Here is a 19,471-nt window from a genome sequence, read left to right on the forward strand (position 1 = left end):
AGCATGCGGCGCCTAGCGGCAGGCCTACTCCTCCTCCTGGCTCCGGCCTGGGCGGGAGGCCTGAGGTACGGCTTCCTGGGCTACCAGGGCGGATTCCAGGGGGGTGGGGGCGGTTTGGGCACGGTGCGGCTGGAGGGCCTCCCTTGGGCCTTCGGGGGGGAGGGGTATGGGGGAGCGGGCCAGCGGGGAGGGATTTTCTACACCGGGCCCCTCCTGCGGCTGGAAGGGGTCTACCTCCTTCCCCTCCTCGGCTTGGGCGGGGAGGAGCGGAACGGGGCCGGGGGGTTCCTGGTGGAGGTGGGGGTACGGGCCTTCTACTTCCCCCAGGGAACCGGCCCCCTCCTGGGCCTGGGGCTGGGGTACGGCCTGGGTAGGGGCGGCCCCTACCTGCGCCTCCTCTTCGGGGGTGGAGCGCCATGAGGGAGGTGAGGGAGGAAGCCAAGCGCCTCCTCCGGGCGGCCCAGGAAGCCGAGGCCCAGGGCCAGCTCCGCCTGGCCCTGCTGGACGGGTGGTTGCCCCTGGTCTGGGGCGGGGTTTTCGCCCTAGGGCACGCCCTAAGCGCGGCCAACCCCCTGTGGGCCAAGGGGTTCTGGTCCTTGGCTGCTCCCCTGGCCACCCTGCTCACCTTCTACCTGGGTTTCCGGCAGGGGACCTGGGTGGCCAGCGAGCGAGGCCTCCAGACCTTTGCCCTTTGGGGGCTTCTCACCCTCTTCGCCCTCTTGCACTGGCTTCCCCTCCTGCCCCCCAAGGGGGTGGCCGGCCAGAGCTTCCTGGTGAGCCTGGCGGCCTTCGGCTTGGCCTTCACCGGGGTCCTCTGGCGGGCCTGGGGGGTGGTGGGGGCGGGGCTTGGGCTTTTCCTCCTGGACCTCCTCCTCTTCCGCCTCCTTCCCCAGGCCTTCCATCCAGGGATGGCCCTGGCCGGCCTCCTGGCCCTGGTCTACGGAGCGGCATGGCGCCGGCGCTGGACCCCCTGATCCACCAGGAAACCCGGCTCCGCCTGATGGCCCTCCTGGCCGGCCTGGGGGAGGGGGTGCGGGTGGAGTTCGGCTGGCTGAAGGAGGCCCTGGGCCTCACGGAGGGCAACCTTTCCAGCCACCTGCAGAGGCTGGAGGAGGGGGGGTATGTGGGGGTGGAGAAGGGCTACCAGGGCCGCCGGCCCAGGACCTGGGTGTGGCTCACCCCGAGGGGCCTCGAGGCCTACCGCGCCTACCGGGCCCTCCTCCTGGAGATCCTGAAGGACGGGGGGGCAGGGTAGGGGCTTAAAATCTCCCCATGTGGCCCCTTTTCGCCCTGGTCCTAGGCCTCCTGGTGGGCTCCTTCCTCAACGTGGTGATCGGGCGGTTGCCTAAGGGAAAGTCCATCCTCTTTCCCCCTTCCCACTGCCCCCAGTGCGGCCACCGCCTGGGCCCTTCCGACCTCATCCCCCTCCTCTCCTACCTCTTCTTGCGGGGGCGGTGCCGCTACTGCGGGAAGCCCATCCCCCTCCGCTACCCCCTGGTGGAGGGGCTTACCGGGGGGCTTTTCCTCCTCGCCGCCCTCTTCTACCCCCCCTCCCTCGAGGCCTTCCTGGTCTTCGCCTTCCTGGCCTTCCTGGTGGCCCTCGCCTTCATTGACCTAGACACCTACGAGCTACCGGATGGGCTCACCTATGGCCTCCTGGGGCTTGGCCTCCTCTTTGCCTATGCCCTCGCCTTTCCCCTTCCCTTCCCCGAGGCCCTGGACGGGGCCCTGATGGCCGCCGGGGGGCTAGGCCTGGTCGCCGGGTACGGGGGGCTTTTCCTCAGGCGCTTCCGGGAAGGGAAGGCCGAGGTGCCCGTGGGCCCCCACCAGGTGCACATGGCCGCCCTCTTGGGCCTCCTCCTGGGGCCGGGGGTGGGGATGGCCCTAGCCTTCCTAAGCTGGGCCCTTTCCGCCCGCACAGGGAGGCCCGTGGTCCTCCCCGACCGCCTCACCCTCCCCCTCCTCCCCCTGGCCCTTCTCCTCACCCCCCTTCTCGGCCTTTCCCCCCTCGAGGCCTTAAGGGGAAGCCTCCTGGCCGCCGGGGGGCTCGCCCTGGCCGGGGGGCTTTACTGGGCCTTCCGCACCCTCCCCGAAGGGGAAGAGGAGGAGGAGCCCGTGGCCATGGGCTATGGGGACGTGAAGCTCTTGGGGGCCCTAGGGGCCTGGCTTGGGGCCTACAGCTTCCTGGCCCTTTTCCTCGGGGTCTTCGCCGGGGCCTTCCTGGGCCTACTCCTTCGGCAACGGAAGCTTCCCTTTGGCCCCTACCTGGCCCTTGGGGGGGTGGTGGCCTTCTTCTTTGGCGAGGGCCTTTGGCGGGCCTACCTGGCCTGGCTCGGGCTATAGTGGGGGGCGTGGAAGGGAAGTCCCTAGGCGAAGCCCTGGGGGAGGTCCTGGCCCGTCGCCGCAGCGTCCGCCGCTTCAAGCCCCTCCCCATTCCCCAAGAAGACCTGGAAAGGCTCCTTTTCGCCCTGCAGCGGGCCCCCACGGACGCCAGCGCCCAGCTGTACACCGCCATCCGGGTCCGGGACCCGGGGCTGCGGGAGAGGGTGGCGCGGCTTTCTGGGGACCAGGAGCACATCCGGCAGGCGGCGGAGTTCTTCGTCTTCCTGGCCGACGTGCACCGCCTGGAAAGGCTTCTCGCCCACCGGGGGGAGAGGATGGCCCGCTGGCCCAGGACCGCCCTCCATTTCGCCATCCTGGACGCGGGCCTGGCCGCCGCCTACCTGGCCCTCACCGCCGAGGCCCTGGGGTATGGGGTCTGCTTCATCGGCGGGGTGCTGAACGGGGTGGGGGAGCTGGTGGACCTCCTCGGCCTGCCCCCGAGGGTCCTGCCCGTGGTGGGCCTGGCCGTGGGGATACCGGACGAGGAGGGCCCACCACGGCCCAGGCTGCCCCGGGGGCTGGTGGTCCACGAGGACCGTTACCGCCCCTACACCCCGGAGGACCTCGAGGCCGCCTACGGGGCCATGGCCCCCTACAGCCGGGTGGGGGACTGGGGCCGGGTCTTAAGGCGCTACTTCGCCCAGGGGGGGACCATGGAGGAGCGGGAAGGGCCTTACGGCCGCACCCTGGCCCGCCAGGGCCTAGACCCCGACCTGCCGACGGGAGCGGCCTTTTACTCCCTAGGGGCCCTTTTGGAGGAAGCCCTGGCCGAGGCCCAGGGCGTCCTCTTCCGCCCAGGCGAAGCCTGGCTGGAGCGGGAAACCGAGGCCTTCCGCGGGGAAGGGAAGCCGGCAGAAGCCCTGCTCACCGCCTTGCGCAAGGCCCGGGGAGAGGTTTCGGACTGGCCCTAAGCTATTTCCGGGCCTCCTGCGGGGGCCTTCTTGCCCCCCGGTAGGCCTTCTGGTAGTGGGGGGCGAGGAGGCTCTCGATGACCACCCGGCTCCCGTAGCTGCTGGCGTGGGCGAACACCCCCCGGCCCAGGTAGAGGCCCACGTGGTCCACCTCCTTGCCGCCGAAGCTGAAGAAGACCAGATCCCCGGGCCTTAGGTCCTCCACGGGAAGGAGGGCCCCGTACTGTTCCCGGGTGGTGCGGGGCAGGGCCACCCCCAGCTCGGCGTAGACCTGGGCCACAAAGGCCGAGCAGTCCAAGGCGGTGGGGGAGGCCGCCCCGTACTTGTAGGGCACCCCCAGGTAGCGGAGCACGATCCGCAAAAGGGGGTTCTCCGGGTCGTAATCCTCCTTGTCCCCTGGGGCCTCCTGCGTCCGCCCCTCCCTGTACAAGCCCCCTTCCTGGGGGGAGGAGGCCCTTGGCGGAAGGCGCAGGACCTGCCCCACCTTAAGCTCCGGGGAAGGGAGGCCGTTGAGGCGCATCAGCTCCTCCACCGTGGTCCCGTAGCGCCGGGCCAAGGAGAAGAGGGTGTCCCCAGGGGCCACCACGTGGGTGGCCTCGAGGGCGCGCACGCGCAGGACCTGCCCGGGCTGGATGAGGAAGTTCTCCAGCCCATTGAGGCGCATGAGGGCCTCCACCGTGGTCCCGTAGCGCCGGGCGATGGCAAAAAGGGTGTCCCCGGGGGCCACGGTATGGGTCTCCTCCTGGGCGGGTTGGGCCAAGGCCAGGAAGAGGAGGAAGGCCAGGGCGGAAAGCCGGGGCATAGGGCCATTCTACCCGGGCCACCCCCTTGGCCTAGGGCCCGGGGGTGTGCTAGAATCCCCAAGGCGGGGGCCGTTAGCTCAACTGGCAGAGCACCGGTCTCCAAAACCGGGGGTTGGAGGTTCGAGTCCTTCACGGCCCGCCAGATGGCCCTTCGGGGCCTTTTTTTATGGGAGCGTACCAGGTCTTGATCGTGGGTGCCGGCTTCGCCGGCAGCGAGGCCGCCTACCGGCTGGCGCAAAGGGGGGTGCGGGTGGGCCTCCTCACCCAGAGCCTGGACTCGGTGATGATGCCCTTCCTGCCCCCTACCCCCCCCTTCCCCCCAGGAAGCCTCTTGGAGGGGGCCTATGACCCCCAGGACCCCAGGGTCTGGGCCTTCCACGCCCGGGCCAAGTACTTCCTGGAGGGGGAGCCCCGCCTTCACCTCTTCCAGGCCACGGCCACGGGCCTCCTCCTAGAGGGGGAAAGGGCGGTAGGGGTGACCACCTGGGAAGGGCCTTCCGTGCGGGCCGAGCGGGTGGTCCTGGCGGTGGGAAGTTTCCTGGGGAGCACCCTGCGGATGGGGGCGGTGGAGGAGGAGGCGGGCCGGCTCTCCGAGGCCAGCTACCCCGACCTCTTCGCCCACCTCCAGGAGCTGGGGTTCCGCTTCCAGGTACGGGAGGGGGAGGTGCCGGAAACCCCCTCCACCCCGGGGTACCGGGTGCGCTACCACGCCTTCCTCCCCGAGGAGTGGGAGGAGGCCACCTTCCGCCTACGGCGCCTTGGGGGGCTTTACGCCGTGGGGCTTTGCGTCCGGGAGGGCCCCTACGCCCTCATGAGCCAGGAAGGCCTGCGCCTGGCGGAGCACCTTCTCCATGAGCTTGGGTAAGGGCTTTTGCCCTGGCTCCTCCCCTTCCCCGTCCCAAAGGGCCCCGTAGACGGCCACCCTAAGCCGCCGGTGGGTGAGGGCGTGGACCACCTGGCCCAAGGGGCGGGGCTCCACCCCCAGGGCCTTGGCCCTTGCCTCCAGCTCCCCTTCCGGGAAGAGGGGGACCCCATAAAGCCCGGGGAAACGCCCCTCCAGGCGCTCCAGGTAAACCCCCTTGCGCCCCCGGAGGACCAGGGCGGCCAGGCGCTCCTCGAGGACCCGGCGCCTTCGCGGCCTGGGGTAACGGGCCGCTTCCCCCTGGCCCTGGCAGAAAGGCGCCAGGGGACAGGAGGGGCAAAGGGGGGCCTTGGGCAAGCAGACCGTGGCCCCCAGCTCCATGAGGGCCTGGTTCCACTCCCCTGGGTCCACCCCCTGGGGCAAGAGGCCCTGGGCCAGGAGGCGGAGCTCCTTGGGGGAAGGGTCCTCCTGGGCGAAGAGCCGGGCCAGGACCCGACGCACGTTCCCGTCCACCGCCGCCACCCGCTCCCCAAAGGCCATGGAGGCCACGGCCGCCGCGGTATAAGGGCCCAGGCCGGGAAGCCTCACCAGCGCGGCGTAGGTGCGGGGCAGGTCCCCCTGCTGGCAGGCCAGGCGGTGGAGGTAGAGGGCCCGGCGGTAGTACCCCGCCCCCTGCCACACCCGGAGCACCTCCTCCAGGGGGGCCTCGCCCAGGGCCTTCAGGGTGGGGAAACGCTCCAGGAAGCGGTGGTAGTAGGGGATGGCCTGGGCGGTGCGGGTCTGCTGCAGGAGCACCTCGGAGACCAGGATGCGGTAGGGGTCCTTCTCCCCCCGCCAGGGCAGGAGGCGGGCGTGGGCCCGGTACCAAAGGAGGAGGGCTTCGGCCAGCACAGGGTTAGGGAAAAAGGCGCCGGTGCTCCACCATGAGGCAGCGGTCGGCCACCAGGGGGATGCCCGCCTCGCGCAAGGCCGCCTCAAAGCCCGGGTGGCGGATCCCCGACTGGAGCCACACCAGGCCCGGGCGCAGGGCCAGGACCTCCTCCAGGTGGTCCATGAGGGCCTCCGGGGGGCGGAAGACGTCCAGGAGGTCCACGGGTTCCCCAAGCTCCCGCAGGCTCGCCACCACCCGCTCGCCAAAGAGCTCCTCCCCGGCGAAACGGGGGTTCACGGGCAGGATGCGGTAGCCCCGCTCCCAAAGGTATTTGGGCACGTAGTGGGCAGGGCGGCTAGGGTCCCTGTGGGCGCCCAATACGGCGATGGTCCGAGCCTTCTCCAGATATGCCCTGAGTTCACTGGCGTTCATGGCCGGTAATCCAAGGGGCGCAGGTAAAACTCCCCGATGGCCGTGGAGGAGAGGAGGGCCACGGTGGGCAAGGCCCGCTTCCAATGGCTACGGTTCACCCGCTCCTTTACCCGCAGGACCTCCTCCTCGGTGTAACCCAGGCCCAGGATGTAGGCGTCGGGGTACCCCTTCAGGTAGTGCTCCAGGATCACGTCGGCCCGCAGGTAGCGCACCCCCAGGTCCCCTTCGTCCGTCTGGCCGGGGATGAGGTCGGCGGTGGGGACCTTCTTTACCACCACCTCCGGCACCCCCAGGTAGCGGGCCAGGCCCCAGACCTGGGTCTTGTACAGGTCCCCCAAGGGGTTTAGGGGAGGGGAGTCGTCCCCGTGCCAGGTGTAGTAGCCGAAAAGCCGTTCCGTCTTGTTCCCCGTGCCCAGGGGCAGGGCCCGGTAGGCCTCGGCCTTGTCAAAGAGGACCATCATCCGGGCCCGGGCCATGAGGTTGCCCTTGCGGTGGGGGGTGAGGCCGGGGGTCTTCTCCGCGTACCCCTCCACCATAGGGGTAATGTCCACCTCCTCCAGCTCCACCCCAAAGGTCCCCGCCACCAGGTAAGCGTGTTCCCGGGAAAGGGGGCTGGAGTCCCGGTGGGGCAGGAAGAGGGCGTGGACCCTATCGGGGCCCAGGGCCCGCACGGCCAGGGCCAGGGTGGTGGCGGAGTCCACGCCCCCCGAGACCGCCACCAGGGCCCTCTCGTACCCCCGCCAGGCCAGCTCCTCCCGCAGGAAGCGGGTGAGGAAGTCCGCCACCAGGGGCCAGTTGAGTTCCAACACCTCCTGCGCCTTGGGGGCCTCAAGAATCCGCATGCTGCCTCCCGTTCAGCACCCGCTTTAGGTCGGGAAGGAGGAGGGGAAGGCCTGCCTCGAGGTCCGAAAGGAGCGGGCTGTCGTACCGCACCGGGGGGATCCTCTCCCGGTCCAGGTGGAAGAGGAGGGCCGCTTCCTCAAAGAGGGGGGCCTCGGCCAGAATCCGCCCCTCGGGGCCCACCACCAGGCTCCCCCCGCTCATGCCCTTGCCCGCCTCAAACCCCACCAGGCTAGCCAGGATCACGTAAAGCCCGTGCTCCGCCGCCACCGCCCGGGCCAGGGTGCGCCAGCGCTCCACGTTCTCCGGCCGCTCCCCCTGGAAGCCCCGGGCCGGGCTGGCCGAGGGCACGTAGATCACCTCCGCCCCGTCCAGGGCGGCGATGGCCGCGGTGACGGAGTGCCAGAAATCCTCGCAGATGAGGATGGCTGCCCGGCCAAAGCGGGTGGGGAAGGCCTCCACCCGCCGCCCCCGGGCCAGGTAGCGCTCCTCGTCAAAGACCCCATAGGTGGGCAGGAAGACCTTGCGGTGCACGTGGACGATGCGGTGGGGCAGCTCCAGGTAGGCGGCGCTGTTGTAGTAGGCCCCCTCGTCCCGCTCGTAAAAGCCCACCACCAGGTCCAAAAGGCCCAGGTCCTCCCAGCCCGCCTGTTGGTAGACCCCGGAGAGGAGCTCCAGAAGCTCAAAGCGGGTCAGGGCCAGCTCCCTAACCCCCCCCTGGAGGAAGTAGCCCGTAAGGGCCGCTTCGGGCAGGACCACCACCTCGGGGGCGTAGGGGCGGAGGGCCTTCAGGTGCTCGGCCAGGCGGGAGAGGTTCTCCCTAAGCCTCGCCTTCTCCGGCCGGAACTGGAGTAGGGCATGCCGGGCCACGCCCTTATCCTAAACCCCGGCGGGGGCCAAACCGGGCTCCAGGTAAAGCTTGGGGTCGGCCTGGGGGAAGGGGTTGTCCTGCTCCTCCAAGGCCCTTAGCTCCTCGGGGGAAACCCCCTGGAGGAGGCGGAAGAAGCGCTCGGCGTGGGCGCGGTAGCGCTCCTCGGCGTAGGCCTTGGCCTGGCCGGTGTCGATCAGGAAGGGCCAGTCGGAGGCCTCGAGGAGGAGGAGTTCCCGCATGGCCTGCTGCAGCACCTTAGGGGGCAGGCTCCCCTGCCGGACCGCCTCCCGCATGGCCCCCTCCGCCCGGTAGACCAGGCGCCAGTAGTCCAGGGTGGCCGGGTTGAGCCAGACCCGGTGGTCCCCCCCCCGGCCCCAGGACCCCTCGGGCAGGGCGGTGCGCACCGCCTTACCCTGGACCGCCTCCTTGGCCGTCACCGCCTCCACCCCCGGGGTTCTGGCCAGGAGGCGGAGGACCTCCTCCAACCAGGCCATCCCCTCGTACCACCAGTGGCCGAAGAGCTCGGCATCGTAGGCGGAAAGGATCACCCCTTCCGGGTGGGCCCGGGAAAGCCCCTCCACCAAGGCGGCGAAATGGGCCGCGTGCTCCTTGGTCTTGGCAAAGGCCGCCTCGGGGTCGTAAGGGGCCTTTTGGGCAAGGTCGGCCTGGCGGTGGGTGACCCGCCAATGGTGCAGGCCGGAAAGGGGGTCCTTGCGGTGGAACTCCCGGTAAAGCCCCTCCCCCGGGTAGCCGTGGTCGGCGCTCCAGACCTGGAGGGCCGTTTCCTGGTTGCGGGCCAGGACCCTGAGGCCACTTTCCAGCTCGTGCACGTAATAGGTGGCCTCGGTGCTTTCCACCGGCCCCAAGGAGGCCTCCCCGTAAGGGGAAAGGGGCCTTCCGCCCTGGACCAGGTGGGCGTCCACGAAGGTGTAGCGGATCCCCGCCCGCATGAGGACCTCGTCCACCCCTGCCCGGAACCCTTCCGGCGCCCCCTCCACGGGAGGCTTCCAAGGGCCCCTAGGCCGGTAGGCCATCTCGGGGAGCCAGAAGCCCGTGGGGTCCTTGGCGAAGTGGCGGCGATAGGTGCTCATCCCCGTCTTCACCTGGGCCCACAGGGCCCCGTCGTGGCCCAGGAGGGGGGAGTAGCCGTGGGTGGCGTTGCTGGTAAGGAGCTCCACCTGGCCCCGGTCCTGGGCCCGCCGGAAGGCGGCGAGGAGGTCCCCCCCCAAGGCGTGGAAGTGGTCCAGGGTAAGCTCCCAAAAGGCCACCTGGTGGCGGGCGCTTTTCTCCAACTCCGTGCCGCCATAGCGCAGGTAGTCGCTTTGGGCCCGCTCCAGGCGGTCCTTGGCGTAGGCCAGGAAGCCGGCCTTCACCCTCGCATCCGCCAGCTGCTCGGCCAGGATGGGGGTGATGCCCAGGGTGAGGCGGGCCTCCACCCCCTCCTGCCAAAGCCTTTCCAGGGCCCGGAGGAGGGGGAGGTAGGTTTCGGCCATGGCCTCGTACAGGGTCTCCTCCCCAAAGGGCCACATCCCGTGGGCCCGCACGTAGGGGAGGTGGGCGTGGAGGACCAGGGCGAGGCGCGCCATGGGCCTAGCGTACCACGGTGCCCTCCCCCGCCAGGGCCCGCTGGATGGGGGCCTCCACCCGGCCATCGGCGAAGACCACCCGCCTCACCCCTCCCCTCACGGCCTCCACCGCCCCCATGACCTTGCGCTTCATCCGCCCTTGGGCCAGGGCCAGGTAGGCGGGCTCCTCCACCCTCTCCACCGGGATCTCCCGCACCAGGCTTCCCTCATCGGGGTAGTGGGCCAGGAGCCCGGGCACGTTGGAGAGGTAGACCAGGGCCTCGGCCCCGTAAGCGGTGGCCAGGAGGGCCGCCACCTGGTCCCCGTCGGTGTTGATGGCCTCGCCCTCGTAGCTGATGGCCGGGGGGGTGATCACCGGCAGGTAGCCGGCCTCGAGGAGGAGGTCCAAAAGGGCCCGGTTCACCCGCTCCACCGTGCCGGTGTAGTCCCCGCGGTGGATCTTCACCTTGCCGTCCTCCACGTACTTCACCGCGGTTTTGCGCCGCCCCTCCAGAAGCCTGCCGTCCAGGCCGGAAAGGCCTATGGCGTTCACCCCCTCCTTCTGCAGGAGCTCCACCAGGCGCTTGTTCCTCAGGCCGCAGTAGACCATGAGGAAGATGTCCAGGGTCTTGGGGTCGGTCAGGCGGCTCACCTGCCCCCCGGGATGGGTGAGGAACCGGGGCGGGTGGCCCAGGGCCTCGGCCACCCTGTTGGTCTCGGCGCTTCCCCCGTGGACCAGGAGGAGGCGCACCCCCTCCTTCCAGAGGGCGGCGGCGTCCTGGGCCACGGCCTGGTAGTCAATCCCCTCCGCACCCCCCACCTTCACCACGATCATGGGCACCTCCTAAGGGTGCAGGCCCGGGAAGTCCAGGCCCAGGGTTTCCGGCCAGCCCATGCGGACGTTGAGGGCCTGGAGGGCGTGGCCGGCGGTGCCCTTCACCAGGTTGTCAATGGCCGCCATCACCACCAGCCGCCCGGTGTCCTCCTCCAACTCAAAGCCGATGTCCGCGTAGTTGGTCCCCTGGACGAAGCGGGGGTCGGGGTAGCGGTGCACGCCCTTCTTCTGCTTGACCAGGCGGACGAAGGGCTCGCCCCCGTAGGCCTCGCGGTAGGCCTGCCACACGTCCCGCTCGCTCCAGCCGTCCAGGAGAAAGGCCTGGGCGGTCATGAGGATGCCCCGCACCCGGTCGGTGGCGATGGCCGTGAGGTGGACCTCGGGCCTCCCGGGGAGGTTTTCCACCACCTCGGCGGTGTGGCGGTGGCCCGTGGGCTTGTAGACCCTAAAGGAGCCTGCCCGCTCGGGGTGGTGGCTCGCTGGGCTGGGCTCGGCCCCGGCGGCGGAGGTGGAGATGAGGAGGGTGACGAAGATGGGACCTGGCTTCAGCACCCCGGCCCGCAGGAGGGGATGGAGGCCGAGAAGGGTGGCGGTGGCATTGCACCCGGCCCCCGCCATCCAGTTGGCCTCCTTCAGGGCCTGGCGGTGGAGCTCGGGGAGGGCGTAGACGAAGCGGCCCAGGAGCTCGGGCCGGGGGTGCTCCCCGTAGTACTTGCGGTAAAGCTCCGGATCCTTGAGGCGGAAGTCGGCGGAGAGGTCTATGAGGATGGGGGCCAGGGCCGCGTAGCGATCAAACTCACGGGCCAAGACCCCGTGGGGCAGGGCCAGGATCAGGATGTCCGCGGGCTCCAGGGCCTCCGGGGGGATGAACTTGAGGCTGGTTCTCCCCCGCAGGTTGGGGTGGACCAGGGCCACGGGCTCCCCGGCGAAGCGCCTCGAGGTCACCTGCTTGACCTCCAGGTAGGGGTGGGCCAGGGCCAGGCGCAAAAACTCCCCCCCCGCGTACCCCGAGGCCCCCACGATGGCCAGGGTCTTCCTATCCACGGGCCACCTCCCAGGCGTAGCGCAGGATCTCCCCGGGGATGTCCACCCCGGTGGTGTGCACGGAGTTCTTGAACTCCATGGTGTGGTTCACCTCGTTGACCAGAAGCCCCCTTTCGGACTCAAAGAGGTCAATGGCCACCACCCCACCCCCCACGGCCCGGGCCGCCTTCACGGAAAGCTCGGCGATCCCTTCCGTGAGGGGGCAGGCCTCCGCCTGGCCGCCCCGGGCGGTGTTGGTGATCCAGTGCCCGCTCCTGCGGTAGATGGCGGCGATGGCCCTCTCCCCCACCACGAAAACCCGGATGTCCCGCCCGGGTTTCCTCACGTACTCCTGCAGGTAGAGGAGCTGGTGCTGGAAGCCCCCCAGGACCTCCTTGTGCTCCAGGATGGCCTCCGCCGCTTCCCGGTCGGTGATCTTGGCCAGAAGCCGCCCCCAGCTGCCGATCACGGGCTTCAGGACCACGGGGTAGCCCCAGGCTTCCATGAGGGCCAAGGCGGCCCCGGCCTCGGTGAGGAGGGCCGTCTTGGGCTGGGGCAGGCCCGCCCGTTCCAGGGCCACGCTGGTGGCCCACTTGTCCCCGCAGGTCTCGATCACCTCGGGGCGGTTGACCACGGGGATGCCCAAGGCGGTAAGGTAGCGGGCCACCGCCAGGCCCCGGGACTGGCTCACGCACCGCTCCAGGGCCACCGTGACCCCCTCCAGCTCTTTGGGCTTTTCCCCCAAGACCATGGGCAGGGCCGGGGCGTAGACCTTTTTGTGGGGGATGCCCAGGGCCTCGGCCCGTTCAAAGAGCATCTTCTCGTCGGGGCGGATGCGGTCGTAGAGGATGGCCAGCATGGCGCTTTCCCCCTTTAGGGCTCCCCGACCGGGTTTTCCCGGTCGGGGTCCCTGAGGGAGGCTAGGCGGGGCTCACTCCCCCCAGTCCTCCGCCTCCTCGGGGGCGGCCTCGAGGCGCAAGGGGTCCAGCCCCACCACCTCCAGCTCCGCCCCGCAGTCCTCGCAGACCAGAAGTTCTCCCAGCTCCGGGTTTTCCAGGGTCAACTCCGCTCCGCACTCCGGGCAAGTGGCTACCATTCCTCGTCCTCCCCTTCTACCTCGCTCCAGTCAGGGACAAAGCTGAAGCCGCACTCCGGGCACTGCACCTCCTGGCCCTCGTCCTCCTCGGACACCTCAAAGGTGTACCCGCAACGGGGGCAGTCCACGAAGAAGCCCTCCAGGCCCTCCTCCGTCACCTCCACCTCCAGGGGGTCCAAGGAGGTCACCTCCAGAAAGGCCCCGCAGGCCTCGCACTCCAGCACGTCCCCCACCTCGAGGGTTTCCAGGTCCTCCGCCAGCACCACGCTGGCCTCGCCGCACACCGGACAGGTGATCTCCAGGTCCTCCATGGGTCCAGTCTACTCCCCCGGGAAGCGCCCGTGCTTCTTGTAGTAGTCCAGGAGGGAGCCCTCCTTGAGCGCCTCCAGGAGGAAGGGGGGTGGGGGGCGGAGGGCGAAACGCTCCCCGCCCCGCACCAGCACCCCCCGCTCCAGGTCCAGCTCCACCAGGTCGCCGTCCTCTAGCGCATCCACCACCTCCTCCGAAACGAAGGGCACGATGCCCAGGTTCACCAGGTTGCGGAAGAAGATGCGGGCGTAGCTCTTGGCGATCACCGCCCGCACGCCCAGGCGCTTCAGGGCCTCGGGGGCGTACTCCCGGCTGGAGCCCAGCCCCGCGTTGCGGCCAAAGACCAGGATGTCCCCGGGGCGCACCTCCTGGGCGAACCCGGGGCGCAGGTGGGCAAAGGCAAACTGGTGGAAGCGGTCCTCCCCCACCATGAAGGGGGCGTACTTCCCCGGCAGGATGTCGTCCGTGTTGATCTGGTCGCCGAACTTCCAAACCCTAGGCATGGACCTCCTCCAGATCCTCCGGGGTGGTCAGGTAGCCGGCCACGGCGCTGGCCGCCGCCACCCGGGGGCTTGCCAGGTAGATCTCCGCATCGGGGGCCCCCATCCGCCCGCGGAAGTTGCGGTTGGAGGTGGAGACGCACACCTCCCCCGGGGCCAGGACCCCCATGTGCCGCCCCATGCAGGGGCCGCACCCCGGGGTGCCGAGGGTAGCCCCCGCCTCCAGGAGGGTGAGGAGGGTACCGTCCTTGGCCGCCTCCTCCAGCACCTGGCTGGAGGCGGGCACCACCAGCAGCCGCACCCAGGGGGCCACCCGCCTTCCCTTAAGCACCTCCGCCGCCGCGCGCAGGTCCTCAATCCGCCCGTTGGTGCAGGTGCCGATGAAGACCTGGTCCACCCGCTTGCCCTTCACCGCGGCCACCTCGTGGACGTTGTCCACGTAAAAGGGCACGGAAACCCTGGGGGTGAGGGCAAAAAGGTCAATCTCCACCTCCCGGACGTAGTGGGCATCGGGATCGGGGTAGAGCCAGTCCGGCACCCGGTAGGTCTCCAGGATCTCCCCCGAGGGGACCACGAGCCCCGCCTTGGCCCCCGCCTCCACGGTGAGGTTGGCCAGGGTCATGCGCTCCCCGCGGGTTAGGGCCTCCGCCCCGTCTAGGAGGTGGATCTCCACCGCCATGTAGGTGGCCCCCTCGGCGGTGAGGAGGCGGACCATCTCCAAGGCGGCATCCTTGGCCGTAACCCCCTGGGGAAGCCGGCCCCGGAAGACCACCTTTACGCTTTCCGGCACCCTTAGCCAGGTGCGGCCGCTGGCCGCGGCCAGGGCGATGTCCGTGGCCCCCATCCCCGTGCCGAAGGCCCCCACCGCCCCGTAGGTGGTGGAGTGGGAGTCCGAGCCCACCACGATCCAGCCGGGCTGGGCCAGGCCCTCCTCCACCAGGACCTGGTGGCACACCCCCCGGCCCACGTCAAAGACCCGGATCCCGTGCCGCCTCCCCCACTCCCGGATCTCCTTCTGGGCCTTGGCCACCTCCAGGTTGGCCGCGGGGGCCACGTGGTCGATGACGACGGAAACCCGCTCCGGGTACCGGGGGGTGGCCTCCAGGTACTCCAGCCGCTTGAAGAAGCTCCCGGCGATGGAGTCCACCACCATCACCTGGTCCACCTCCACCACCACCAGCTCCCCCGCCCGAACCTCCCTTCCCGCCTTATGGGAAAGGATCTTTTCCGCCAAGGTCAGGCCCATCCCCACCTCCTTCACGCGGTGATCCACTCCCTCAGGATCCGGTCCAGCTCCTCGAGGGTAAGCTGCCCCCGGTCGGCCAGGGCCTTGATGTGCTGGGTGATGCGGGCCAGCTCCTCCTCCCCGTAGTGCAGGCCCAGCTCCTCGGCCCGGGCCCGGATGGCGTGGCGGCCCGTGAGCTTGGAGGCGATGATGAGCTTCCGCCTCACCCCGAAGACCTCCGGCGGGTAGGGCTCGTAGGACTCGGGGTTGATGTAGATGGCCTTGAGGTGCATCCCCGCCTTGTGGCTGAAGGCCGTCTCCCCGGTGATGTAGTTGTTGAAGGGGATCTCTACCCCCACCATCCTGGCCACCATCCGGTCCAGCTCGGGGAGCATCTCCAGCTTGTACTTGCCCCGCACGTACTCGGGCTGCAGGGTGTACATCCGGGCCAGGAAGCCCCCTAGGGGCGTGATCCCGTTCCGCTCGCCGATCCCCAAGACCGTGGTGTCCACGTGGGTAGCCCCGGCCTCAATGGCCTCAAAGGCGTTGGCGATGGCGCAGCCGGTGTCGTTGTGGCCGTGGAACTCGATGTCCACCTCGGGGCCAACCACCCGCCTCACCTCCCGCACCAGGGCGTAGACCTGCCGGGGGGTGGCGATGCCCACGGTGTCCGCCAGGCCCACCCGGTCCACGTAGGGGGCGATGGCCCCGTAGATCTCCAAGAGGTCGTGCTCGTCCGAGCGGAAGGTATCCTCGGCGGAGAAGCGCACCTCCACGTGGGGGGCCTTCTCGCGGATGTACTGGATCACCTCCCGGGCCTCCTCAATGATCCGGGGGATGTCCCGGCCATGGGCGGCCCGCAGGTACTTGCTGGTGCCAAAGAGGAGGTCAATCCCCTGCACCCCGGTCTCCACCGCCACCTCCGCCGCGTCCAGGCGGGTCTGGATGTGGGTCACCACCTTGGCCTTGAGGCCCAAGGAGGCCAGGGTCTCCGCGTCCTTGCGGGACTGGGGGGAGGCCATGGGGGTGGTGACCTCAATGTACTCAATCCCGAACTCGTCCAGGGCCTGGGCGATCAGGACCTTGTCCTGGGTGGTGAAGTTGGCCCGCTCAAACTGCTCCCCTTCCCGCAGCGTGGAGTCTATGATCCGCCATTCCCGCATGCGCCCCTCCCCAAAAGAAAACCGGCCCGAACTCGGGCCGGGGGATAAGGAACCCTACGAGGGCTATCCTACCCCCCGGCGGCCGAGTTTTTTCTCTAGGGCCAGCATCTTGCCTGTAAGGGTATACGAAGACCCCGTATTTTGTCAACGGCCAAACCGCCGCTCCCGGGCCTGGTAGCTCCTCAGGGCCCTGAGGAAGTCGATCTTCCGGAACTCGGGCCAGAGGACATCGGCGAAGTAGAACTCCGAGTAGGCGGACTGCCAGAGGAGGAAGCCGGAAAGCCGGATCTCCCCCGAGGTGCGGATGATGAAGTCAGGGTCAGGCAGGCCGGCGGTGTAGAGGCGCTGGGCGATGGCCTCGGGGGTCAGGGCCTCGGCCACCTGGCCGGGGGTGAGGCCCTGGGCCTCGGCCTCGAGGAGGAGCCGCTTCACCGCGTCCACGATCTCCTCCCGTCCCCCGTAGCCCATGGCGATGTTGAGGACCATGCCCCGGTGGTGGCGGGTCCCCTCCTCCAGGCGCTCCAAGGCCTTAAGCACCTCCGGGGAAAACCCCTCCCGCCGGCCAATGACCCGCACCTGCACCTGGTGCTCCAGGATGCGGTGGTCCTCGGCCATCCGCTCCGCCTCCCGCACGAAGAGGCGCATGAGCTCCTCCACCTCTTCCGGGGAGCGGTTGAAGTTGTCGGTGGAGAAGACCCAGACCGTCACCGTGGTGATGCCGAGCTCCAGACACCACTCCAGGACCTCGTAGGCCTTGTGCACGCCAAACTCGTGCCCCTTGGTGGGGGAAAGGCCCAGGGCCCGGGCGAAGCGGCGGTTCCCGTCCAGGATAAGGCCCAGGTGCCGGGGCATGGGCCCCCCCTTCACCTCCTCCTGGAGGCGCCGCTCATAGAGCCAGTAAAGGGGGCGGGAAAGGGAGAGGAGGCGGCGGAGCATACCCTATCCACCCTAAGGCGGTTGGGTGAGAAAGGGAAGGACCCCCTAGCGGTAAAGCTCCCGGGCGATGATGTGCCGCTGGATCTCCGAGGTCCCCTCGTAGATCTCCGTCACCTTGGCGTCCCGGTAGTACCGCTCCACCCGGTAGTCCCGGTGGTAGCCGTACCCCCCCAGGACCTGGACCGCCTCCCGGGTCACCTCCACCGCCACCTGGCTGGCGAAGAGCTTGGCGGCGCTGGCCTCGAGGGTGAACCGCTCCCCCAGGTCCTTCTTCCGCGCGGCCTCCAGGACCAGGGCCCGGGCGGCGGCGATCTTCACGTGCATGTCGGCCAGCTTGAAGGCGATGGCCTGGTGCTCGCGGAGCTTCTTGCCAAACTGCTCCCGCTGGTCGGCGTAGGCCTTGGCGATCTCGTAGGCCCCGCGGGCGATCCCCACCGCCTGGGCCGCCACCCCGATGCGGCCCGAGTCCAGCCCCGCCAGGGCGTAGGCCAGGCCCCTCCCCTCCTCCCCCAGGAGGTTCTCCTGGGGGACGAAGACCCCCTCGAGGCGGACCTCAGCGGTGTGGGCCGCGTGCAGGCCCATCTTCTCCTCAGGAAGGCCGAAGGAAAGCCCCTTAGCCCCCTTCTCCACCAAGAAGGCGCCGATGCCCCGCTCCGTGCGGGCCATGACCACGTAGAGGTGGGCCTGCCCCGCGGAAGTGATCCAGCTCTTCACCCCGTGAAGCTCGTACCCCCCCGGCACCCGGCGGGCCTCGGTGCGGAGGCTCGCGGCGTCGGAACCCGCGTGGGGCTCGGTGAGGCAGAAGGCCCCGATCCACTCCCCCCGGGCCAGGGGGAGGAGGTACCTCCGCTTTTGCGCCTCGGTGCCGAAGCGGAGGAGCATGTACTGGGGCAGGCCGCTGGTGACGGAAAGGATCACCGCCACGCTGGGGTCGGCGGCGGCGATCTCCTCCAGGGCCAGGGCCCAGGTGACGGAGTCCAGGCCCACACCGCCCCACTCCTCCGGGGTGGTCATGCCCAAAAAGCCCAGCTCCGCCAGGGCCCTAAGCTGGGGCCACGGGTACTTGCCCTCCCGGTCGTACTCCGGGGCCAGGGGGTAGAGGACCTCCCTGGCCACCTTGCGCACCGTGTCCAGAACCAGCCGCTGCTCCTGGGTCAGGGTCATCGGAACCATCGTATCACCGCAAGGCGGCAAAAAAGCGTCATTCCTCGCCGGGCAGGGCCTCCTCCCCCCAGCGGGGGGCCCGGCGGACCGGAAGGCCCAGGTGGTCCAGGATGCGCTGGGTGATGAAGCCCAAAAGATCCCCGATTTCCTTGGGGCGATGGTAGAACCCTGGGCTGGCCGGCAGGACCACCGCCCCGGCCTCCGCCGCCTGGACCATGGCCTTGAGGGTGGGAAGGGGCAGGGGGGTTTCCCGGGGGACCAGGACCAGGGGGCGGCGCTCCTTGAGGTGGACGTAGGCCGCCCGGGTGAGGAGGGTGTCCGCCAGGCCGTAGGCGATCTTGCCCAGGGTGGTGGCGGAGCAGGGCACCACCACCATCCCCCGGGTGGGGAAGGAGCCGGAGGCGATGGGAGCCCCCAGGTCCGTGTCCCGGTAGACCCGCTGGGCCAGGGCCTCGAGGTCCTTGGGGTGTAGGCCCATCTCCTCCCACAGGACCCTTTTGGCCCCTTGGGACACCACCAGGTGCACCTCGGCCTGCCCCTCTAGGGTCCTGAGGAGGTCCAGGGCGTAGGGCATGCCGCTCGCCCCGGAAAGGCCCACCACGATGCGGGGAGGTAGCGCCATCCTTCCCATCCTACCCGCCCCCCCTCGAGGCGCCCGTGGCCCAGCCCCCGAACCCGGCCCGTTTCCCCAAGGGAAAACCCCGGACCCCTTGGGCCCGGGGGGCACCCCGTGGGGCGGGGGCTTACTTCAGCTCCACCACCGCGCCCACGGCCTCCAGCTTCTTCTTGATCTCCTCGGCCTCGGCCTTGGGGATCCCCTCCTTGATGGGGCCGCCCTTCTCGGCCAGGTCCTTGGCCTCCTTGAGGCCCAGGCCGGTGATGGCGCGGAGCTCCTTGATCACCTCCAGCTTCTTGGCCCCCGCATCCTTGAGGATCACGTCAAACTCGGTCTTCTCCTCCACGGGGGCCGCGGCAGCCGCAGCCGCAGGGGCCGCGGCCACGGCCACGGGGGCCGCGGCGGTCACACCCCAGGTCTCCTTAAGCACGTCGATGAGCTGCTTGAGTTCCAGAACCGTCGCCTGAGAAAGCTCTTCCTTGATGCGTTCAATGTCCAAAGCCATCTTCTACCTCCTACGCCGCCTTCTTTTCCGCGTACGCTTCCAAGATGCCTACCAGTTCGCGGGCCACGCCGCCCAGGACCCCCACAAGCTCTGCCATGGGCGCCTGCAGGACCCCAAGAAGCTCCGCCCGGAGCTCGTCCATGGTGGGAAGCTCCGCCAGGGCCACCAGGTCCTTGGCCGTGAGCACCTGGCCCTGCAGGAGTCCACCCTTGGCCTCGGGGATGCCCTTGGGGTTCTTCTTGGAGAAGTCCACCAGGGCCTTGGCCGCGGCCACCGGGTCCTGGTAGAAGACCACGGCGCTGGGCCCCTGCAGGCCATCCAGCTCGGGTAGGCCAAGTTCCTTGAGGGCGATGCGGATCAGGGTGTTCTTGGCTACAAAGAGCCGGGCCCCCTTCTCCTTAAGGGCCTGGCGCAGGGCGTGGGTTTCCTTGGCGGAAAGCCCCTGGTAGTTCACCAGGAAGAAGGAGCCACGGGCCTGCTCAAGGTTCTCCTTGAGGGCGGCAAGAAGCTCAACGTTGCGCTTGTTTGGCACGCCTTCCTCCCTTTTCGGGGCAGGGGAACC

Annotated in this window: 25 protein-coding genes and 1 tRNA gene; 7 read left to right on the forward strand and 19 right to left on the reverse strand. The window is 69.6% G+C overall.

From position 1 onward, the window contains the following. Positions 1-3: 3 nt before the first annotated feature. From TCCBUS3UF1_RS10445 to TCCBUS3UF1_RS10465, 5 genes are read left to right on the forward strand one after another with little or no spacing between them, the layout of a single operon-like run. Entirely contained in the window at positions 4-420 is a 417-nt protein-coding gene (locus TCCBUS3UF1_RS10445) for a hypothetical protein (protein WP_014516477.1), read from the forward strand. Beyond that, positions 417-974, forward strand: coding sequence for a hypothetical protein (locus TCCBUS3UF1_RS10450; RefSeq protein WP_014516478.1), 558 nt, complete (start codon positions 417-419; stop codon positions 972-974). The genes TCCBUS3UF1_RS10445 and TCCBUS3UF1_RS10450 overlap by 4 nt, the downstream gene beginning before the upstream one ends. Continuing rightward, entirely contained in the window at positions 950-1,255 is a 306-nt protein-coding gene (locus tag TCCBUS3UF1_RS10455; RefSeq protein WP_014516479.1) for a transcriptional regulator, read from the forward strand. The genes TCCBUS3UF1_RS10450 and TCCBUS3UF1_RS10455 overlap by 25 nt, the downstream gene beginning before the upstream one ends. A 17-nt stretch (positions 1,256-1,272) precedes the next feature. Beyond that, on the forward strand, positions 1,273-2,343 hold the full coding sequence (locus tag TCCBUS3UF1_RS10460) for an A24 family peptidase (RefSeq protein WP_014516480.1): 1,071 nt from the start codon (positions 1,273-1,275) through the stop codon (positions 2,341-2,343). An 8-nt stretch (positions 2,344-2,351) separates the two neighbouring features. Further along, positions 2,352-3,293 carry a nitroreductase family protein gene (locus TCCBUS3UF1_RS10465; protein WP_014516481.1) on the forward strand — a complete coding sequence of 314 codons (942 nt, stop codon included), beginning with the start codon at positions 2,352-2,354 and terminating at the stop codon, positions 3,291-3,293. A 1-nt stretch (position 3,294) separates the two neighbouring features. Here the strand turns inward: TCCBUS3UF1_RS10465 and TCCBUS3UF1_RS10470 are convergent, their stop codons facing one another. Beyond that, complete coding sequence (locus TCCBUS3UF1_RS10470; protein WP_014516482.1) at positions 3,295-4,095, reverse strand: C40 family peptidase; 801 nt, start codon at positions 4,093-4,095, stop codon at positions 3,295-3,297. A gap of 67 nt (positions 4,096-4,162) precedes the next feature. On the opposite strand from TCCBUS3UF1_RS10470, the gene TCCBUS3UF1_RS10475 reads away from it, so the two are divergent. Together TCCBUS3UF1_RS10475 and TCCBUS3UF1_RS11665 are read left to right on the forward strand one after the other, a co-directional pair. Continuing rightward, positions 4,163-4,238: transfer RNA gene (locus tag TCCBUS3UF1_RS10475), tRNA-Trp, on the forward strand. A gap of 24 nt (positions 4,239-4,262) precedes the next feature. Continuing rightward, positions 4,263-4,961, forward strand: a complete 699-nt coding sequence (locus tag TCCBUS3UF1_RS11665; RefSeq protein ID WP_081477235.1) for an FAD-dependent oxidoreductase — start codon at positions 4,263-4,265, stop codon at positions 4,959-4,961. Here the strand turns inward: TCCBUS3UF1_RS11665 and TCCBUS3UF1_RS10480 are convergent. The 18 genes from TCCBUS3UF1_RS10480 to rplJ all read right to left on the reverse strand — a co-directional run bounded on the left by TCCBUS3UF1_RS10480 (position 4,845) and on the right by rplJ (position 19,441). Then, positions 4,845-5,849: an A/G-specific adenine glycosylase gene (locus tag TCCBUS3UF1_RS10480; RefSeq protein WP_014516483.1), complete on the reverse strand. Its 1,005-nt coding sequence runs from the start codon at positions 5,847-5,849 to the stop codon at positions 4,845-4,847. The two genes, TCCBUS3UF1_RS11665 and TCCBUS3UF1_RS10480, sit on opposite strands and share 117 nt — an antisense overlap. A gap of 4 nt (positions 5,850-5,853) precedes the next feature. Beyond that, a complete protein-coding gene (locus TCCBUS3UF1_RS10485; protein WP_041433893.1) occupies positions 5,854-6,261 on the reverse strand; it encodes a CoA-binding protein in 408 nt (135 codons plus the stop codon). Further along, positions 6,258-7,103, reverse strand: coding sequence for an NAD+ synthase (locus TCCBUS3UF1_RS10490; RefSeq protein ID WP_014516485.1), 846 nt, complete (start codon positions 7,101-7,103; stop codon positions 6,258-6,260). Before TCCBUS3UF1_RS10490 ends, TCCBUS3UF1_RS10485 begins: the two co-directional genes overlap by 4 nt. Next, the gene (locus TCCBUS3UF1_RS10495) at positions 7,090-7,971 is read right to left on the reverse strand and encodes a nitrilase-related carbon-nitrogen hydrolase (RefSeq protein WP_014516486.1); all 882 of its coding nucleotides are present in this window, start codon (positions 7,969-7,971) and stop codon (positions 7,090-7,092) included. Before TCCBUS3UF1_RS10495 ends, TCCBUS3UF1_RS10490 begins: the two co-directional genes overlap by 14 nt. A gap of 9 nt (positions 7,972-7,980) precedes the next feature. After that, complete coding sequence (locus TCCBUS3UF1_RS10500; RefSeq protein ID WP_014516487.1) at positions 7,981-9,558, reverse strand: 1,4-alpha-glucan branching protein; 1,578 nt, start codon at positions 9,556-9,558, stop codon at positions 7,981-7,983. A 4-nt stretch (positions 9,559-9,562) separates the two neighbouring features. After that, a complete protein-coding gene (locus TCCBUS3UF1_RS10505) occupies positions 9,563-10,372 on the reverse strand; it encodes a [LysW]-aminoadipate kinase (RefSeq protein WP_014516488.1) in 810 nt (269 codons plus the stop codon). Between the two features lie 9 nt (positions 10,373-10,381). Further along, complete coding sequence (gene argC, locus TCCBUS3UF1_RS10510; protein ID WP_014516489.1) at positions 10,382-11,416, reverse strand: N-acetyl-gamma-glutamyl-phosphate reductase; 1,035 nt, start codon at positions 11,414-11,416, stop codon at positions 10,382-10,384. Continuing rightward, positions 11,409-12,254, reverse strand: coding sequence for a lysine biosynthesis protein LysX (lysX, locus tag TCCBUS3UF1_RS10515; RefSeq protein WP_014516490.1), 846 nt, complete (start codon positions 12,252-12,254; stop codon positions 11,409-11,411). Before lysX ends, argC begins: the two co-directional genes overlap by 8 nt. A 72-nt stretch (positions 12,255-12,326) precedes the next feature. After that, positions 12,327-12,491 (reverse strand): lysine biosynthesis protein LysW, encoded by a 165-nt coding sequence (gene lysW, locus TCCBUS3UF1_RS10520; protein WP_041433894.1) that lies wholly within the window; start codon positions 12,489-12,491, stop codon positions 12,327-12,329. After that, positions 12,485-12,802: a hypothetical protein gene (locus tag TCCBUS3UF1_RS10525; RefSeq protein WP_014516492.1), complete on the reverse strand. Its 318-nt coding sequence runs from the start codon at positions 12,800-12,802 to the stop codon at positions 12,485-12,487. Before TCCBUS3UF1_RS10525 ends, lysW begins: the two co-directional genes overlap by 7 nt. Before the next feature lie 9 nt (positions 12,803-12,811). Next, positions 12,812-13,303, reverse strand: a complete 492-nt coding sequence (locus tag TCCBUS3UF1_RS10530) for a 3-isopropylmalate dehydratase small subunit (protein WP_014516493.1) — start codon at positions 13,301-13,303, stop codon at positions 12,812-12,814. Then, positions 13,296-14,546 (reverse strand): 3-isopropylmalate dehydratase large subunit, encoded by a 1,251-nt coding sequence (locus TCCBUS3UF1_RS10535; protein ID WP_014516494.1) that lies wholly within the window; start codon positions 14,544-14,546, stop codon positions 13,296-13,298. Before TCCBUS3UF1_RS10535 ends, TCCBUS3UF1_RS10530 begins: the two co-directional genes overlap by 8 nt. A gap of 11 nt (positions 14,547-14,557) precedes the next feature. Continuing rightward, the gene (lysS, locus tag TCCBUS3UF1_RS10540; RefSeq protein ID WP_014516495.1) at positions 14,558-15,688 is read right to left on the reverse strand and encodes a homocitrate synthase; all 1,131 of its coding nucleotides are present in this window, start codon (positions 15,686-15,688) and stop codon (positions 14,558-14,560) included. Between the two features lie 144 nt (positions 15,689-15,832). Then, on the reverse strand, positions 15,833-16,624 hold the full coding sequence (locus TCCBUS3UF1_RS10545; protein ID WP_014516496.1) for an isoprenyl transferase: 792 nt from the start codon (positions 16,622-16,624) through the stop codon (positions 15,833-15,835). Between the two features lie 45 nt (positions 16,625-16,669). Next, positions 16,670-17,788, reverse strand: coding sequence for an acyl-CoA dehydrogenase family protein (locus TCCBUS3UF1_RS10550; RefSeq protein WP_014516497.1), 1,119 nt, complete (start codon positions 17,786-17,788; stop codon positions 16,670-16,672). A gap of 37 nt (positions 17,789-17,825) precedes the next feature. Next, entirely contained in the window at positions 17,826-18,410 is a 585-nt protein-coding gene (locus TCCBUS3UF1_RS10555; RefSeq protein WP_041433895.1) for a UbiX family flavin prenyltransferase, read from the reverse strand. A 121-nt stretch (positions 18,411-18,531) separates the two neighbouring features. Further along, a complete protein-coding gene (gene rplL, locus TCCBUS3UF1_RS10560; protein ID WP_014516499.1) occupies positions 18,532-18,909 on the reverse strand; it encodes a 50S ribosomal protein L7/L12 in 378 nt (125 codons plus the stop codon). A 10-nt stretch (positions 18,910-18,919) separates the two neighbouring features. Next, positions 18,920-19,441: a 50S ribosomal protein L10 gene (gene rplJ / locus TCCBUS3UF1_RS10565; protein WP_014516500.1), complete on the reverse strand. Its 522-nt coding sequence runs from the start codon at positions 19,439-19,441 to the stop codon at positions 18,920-18,922. Positions 19,442-19,471 lie beyond the last annotated feature (30 nt).

It is taken from the genome of Thermus sp. CCB_US3_UF1, assembly GCF_000236585.1.
GTDB lineage: Bacteria > Deinococcota > Deinococci > Deinococcales > Thermaceae > Thermus.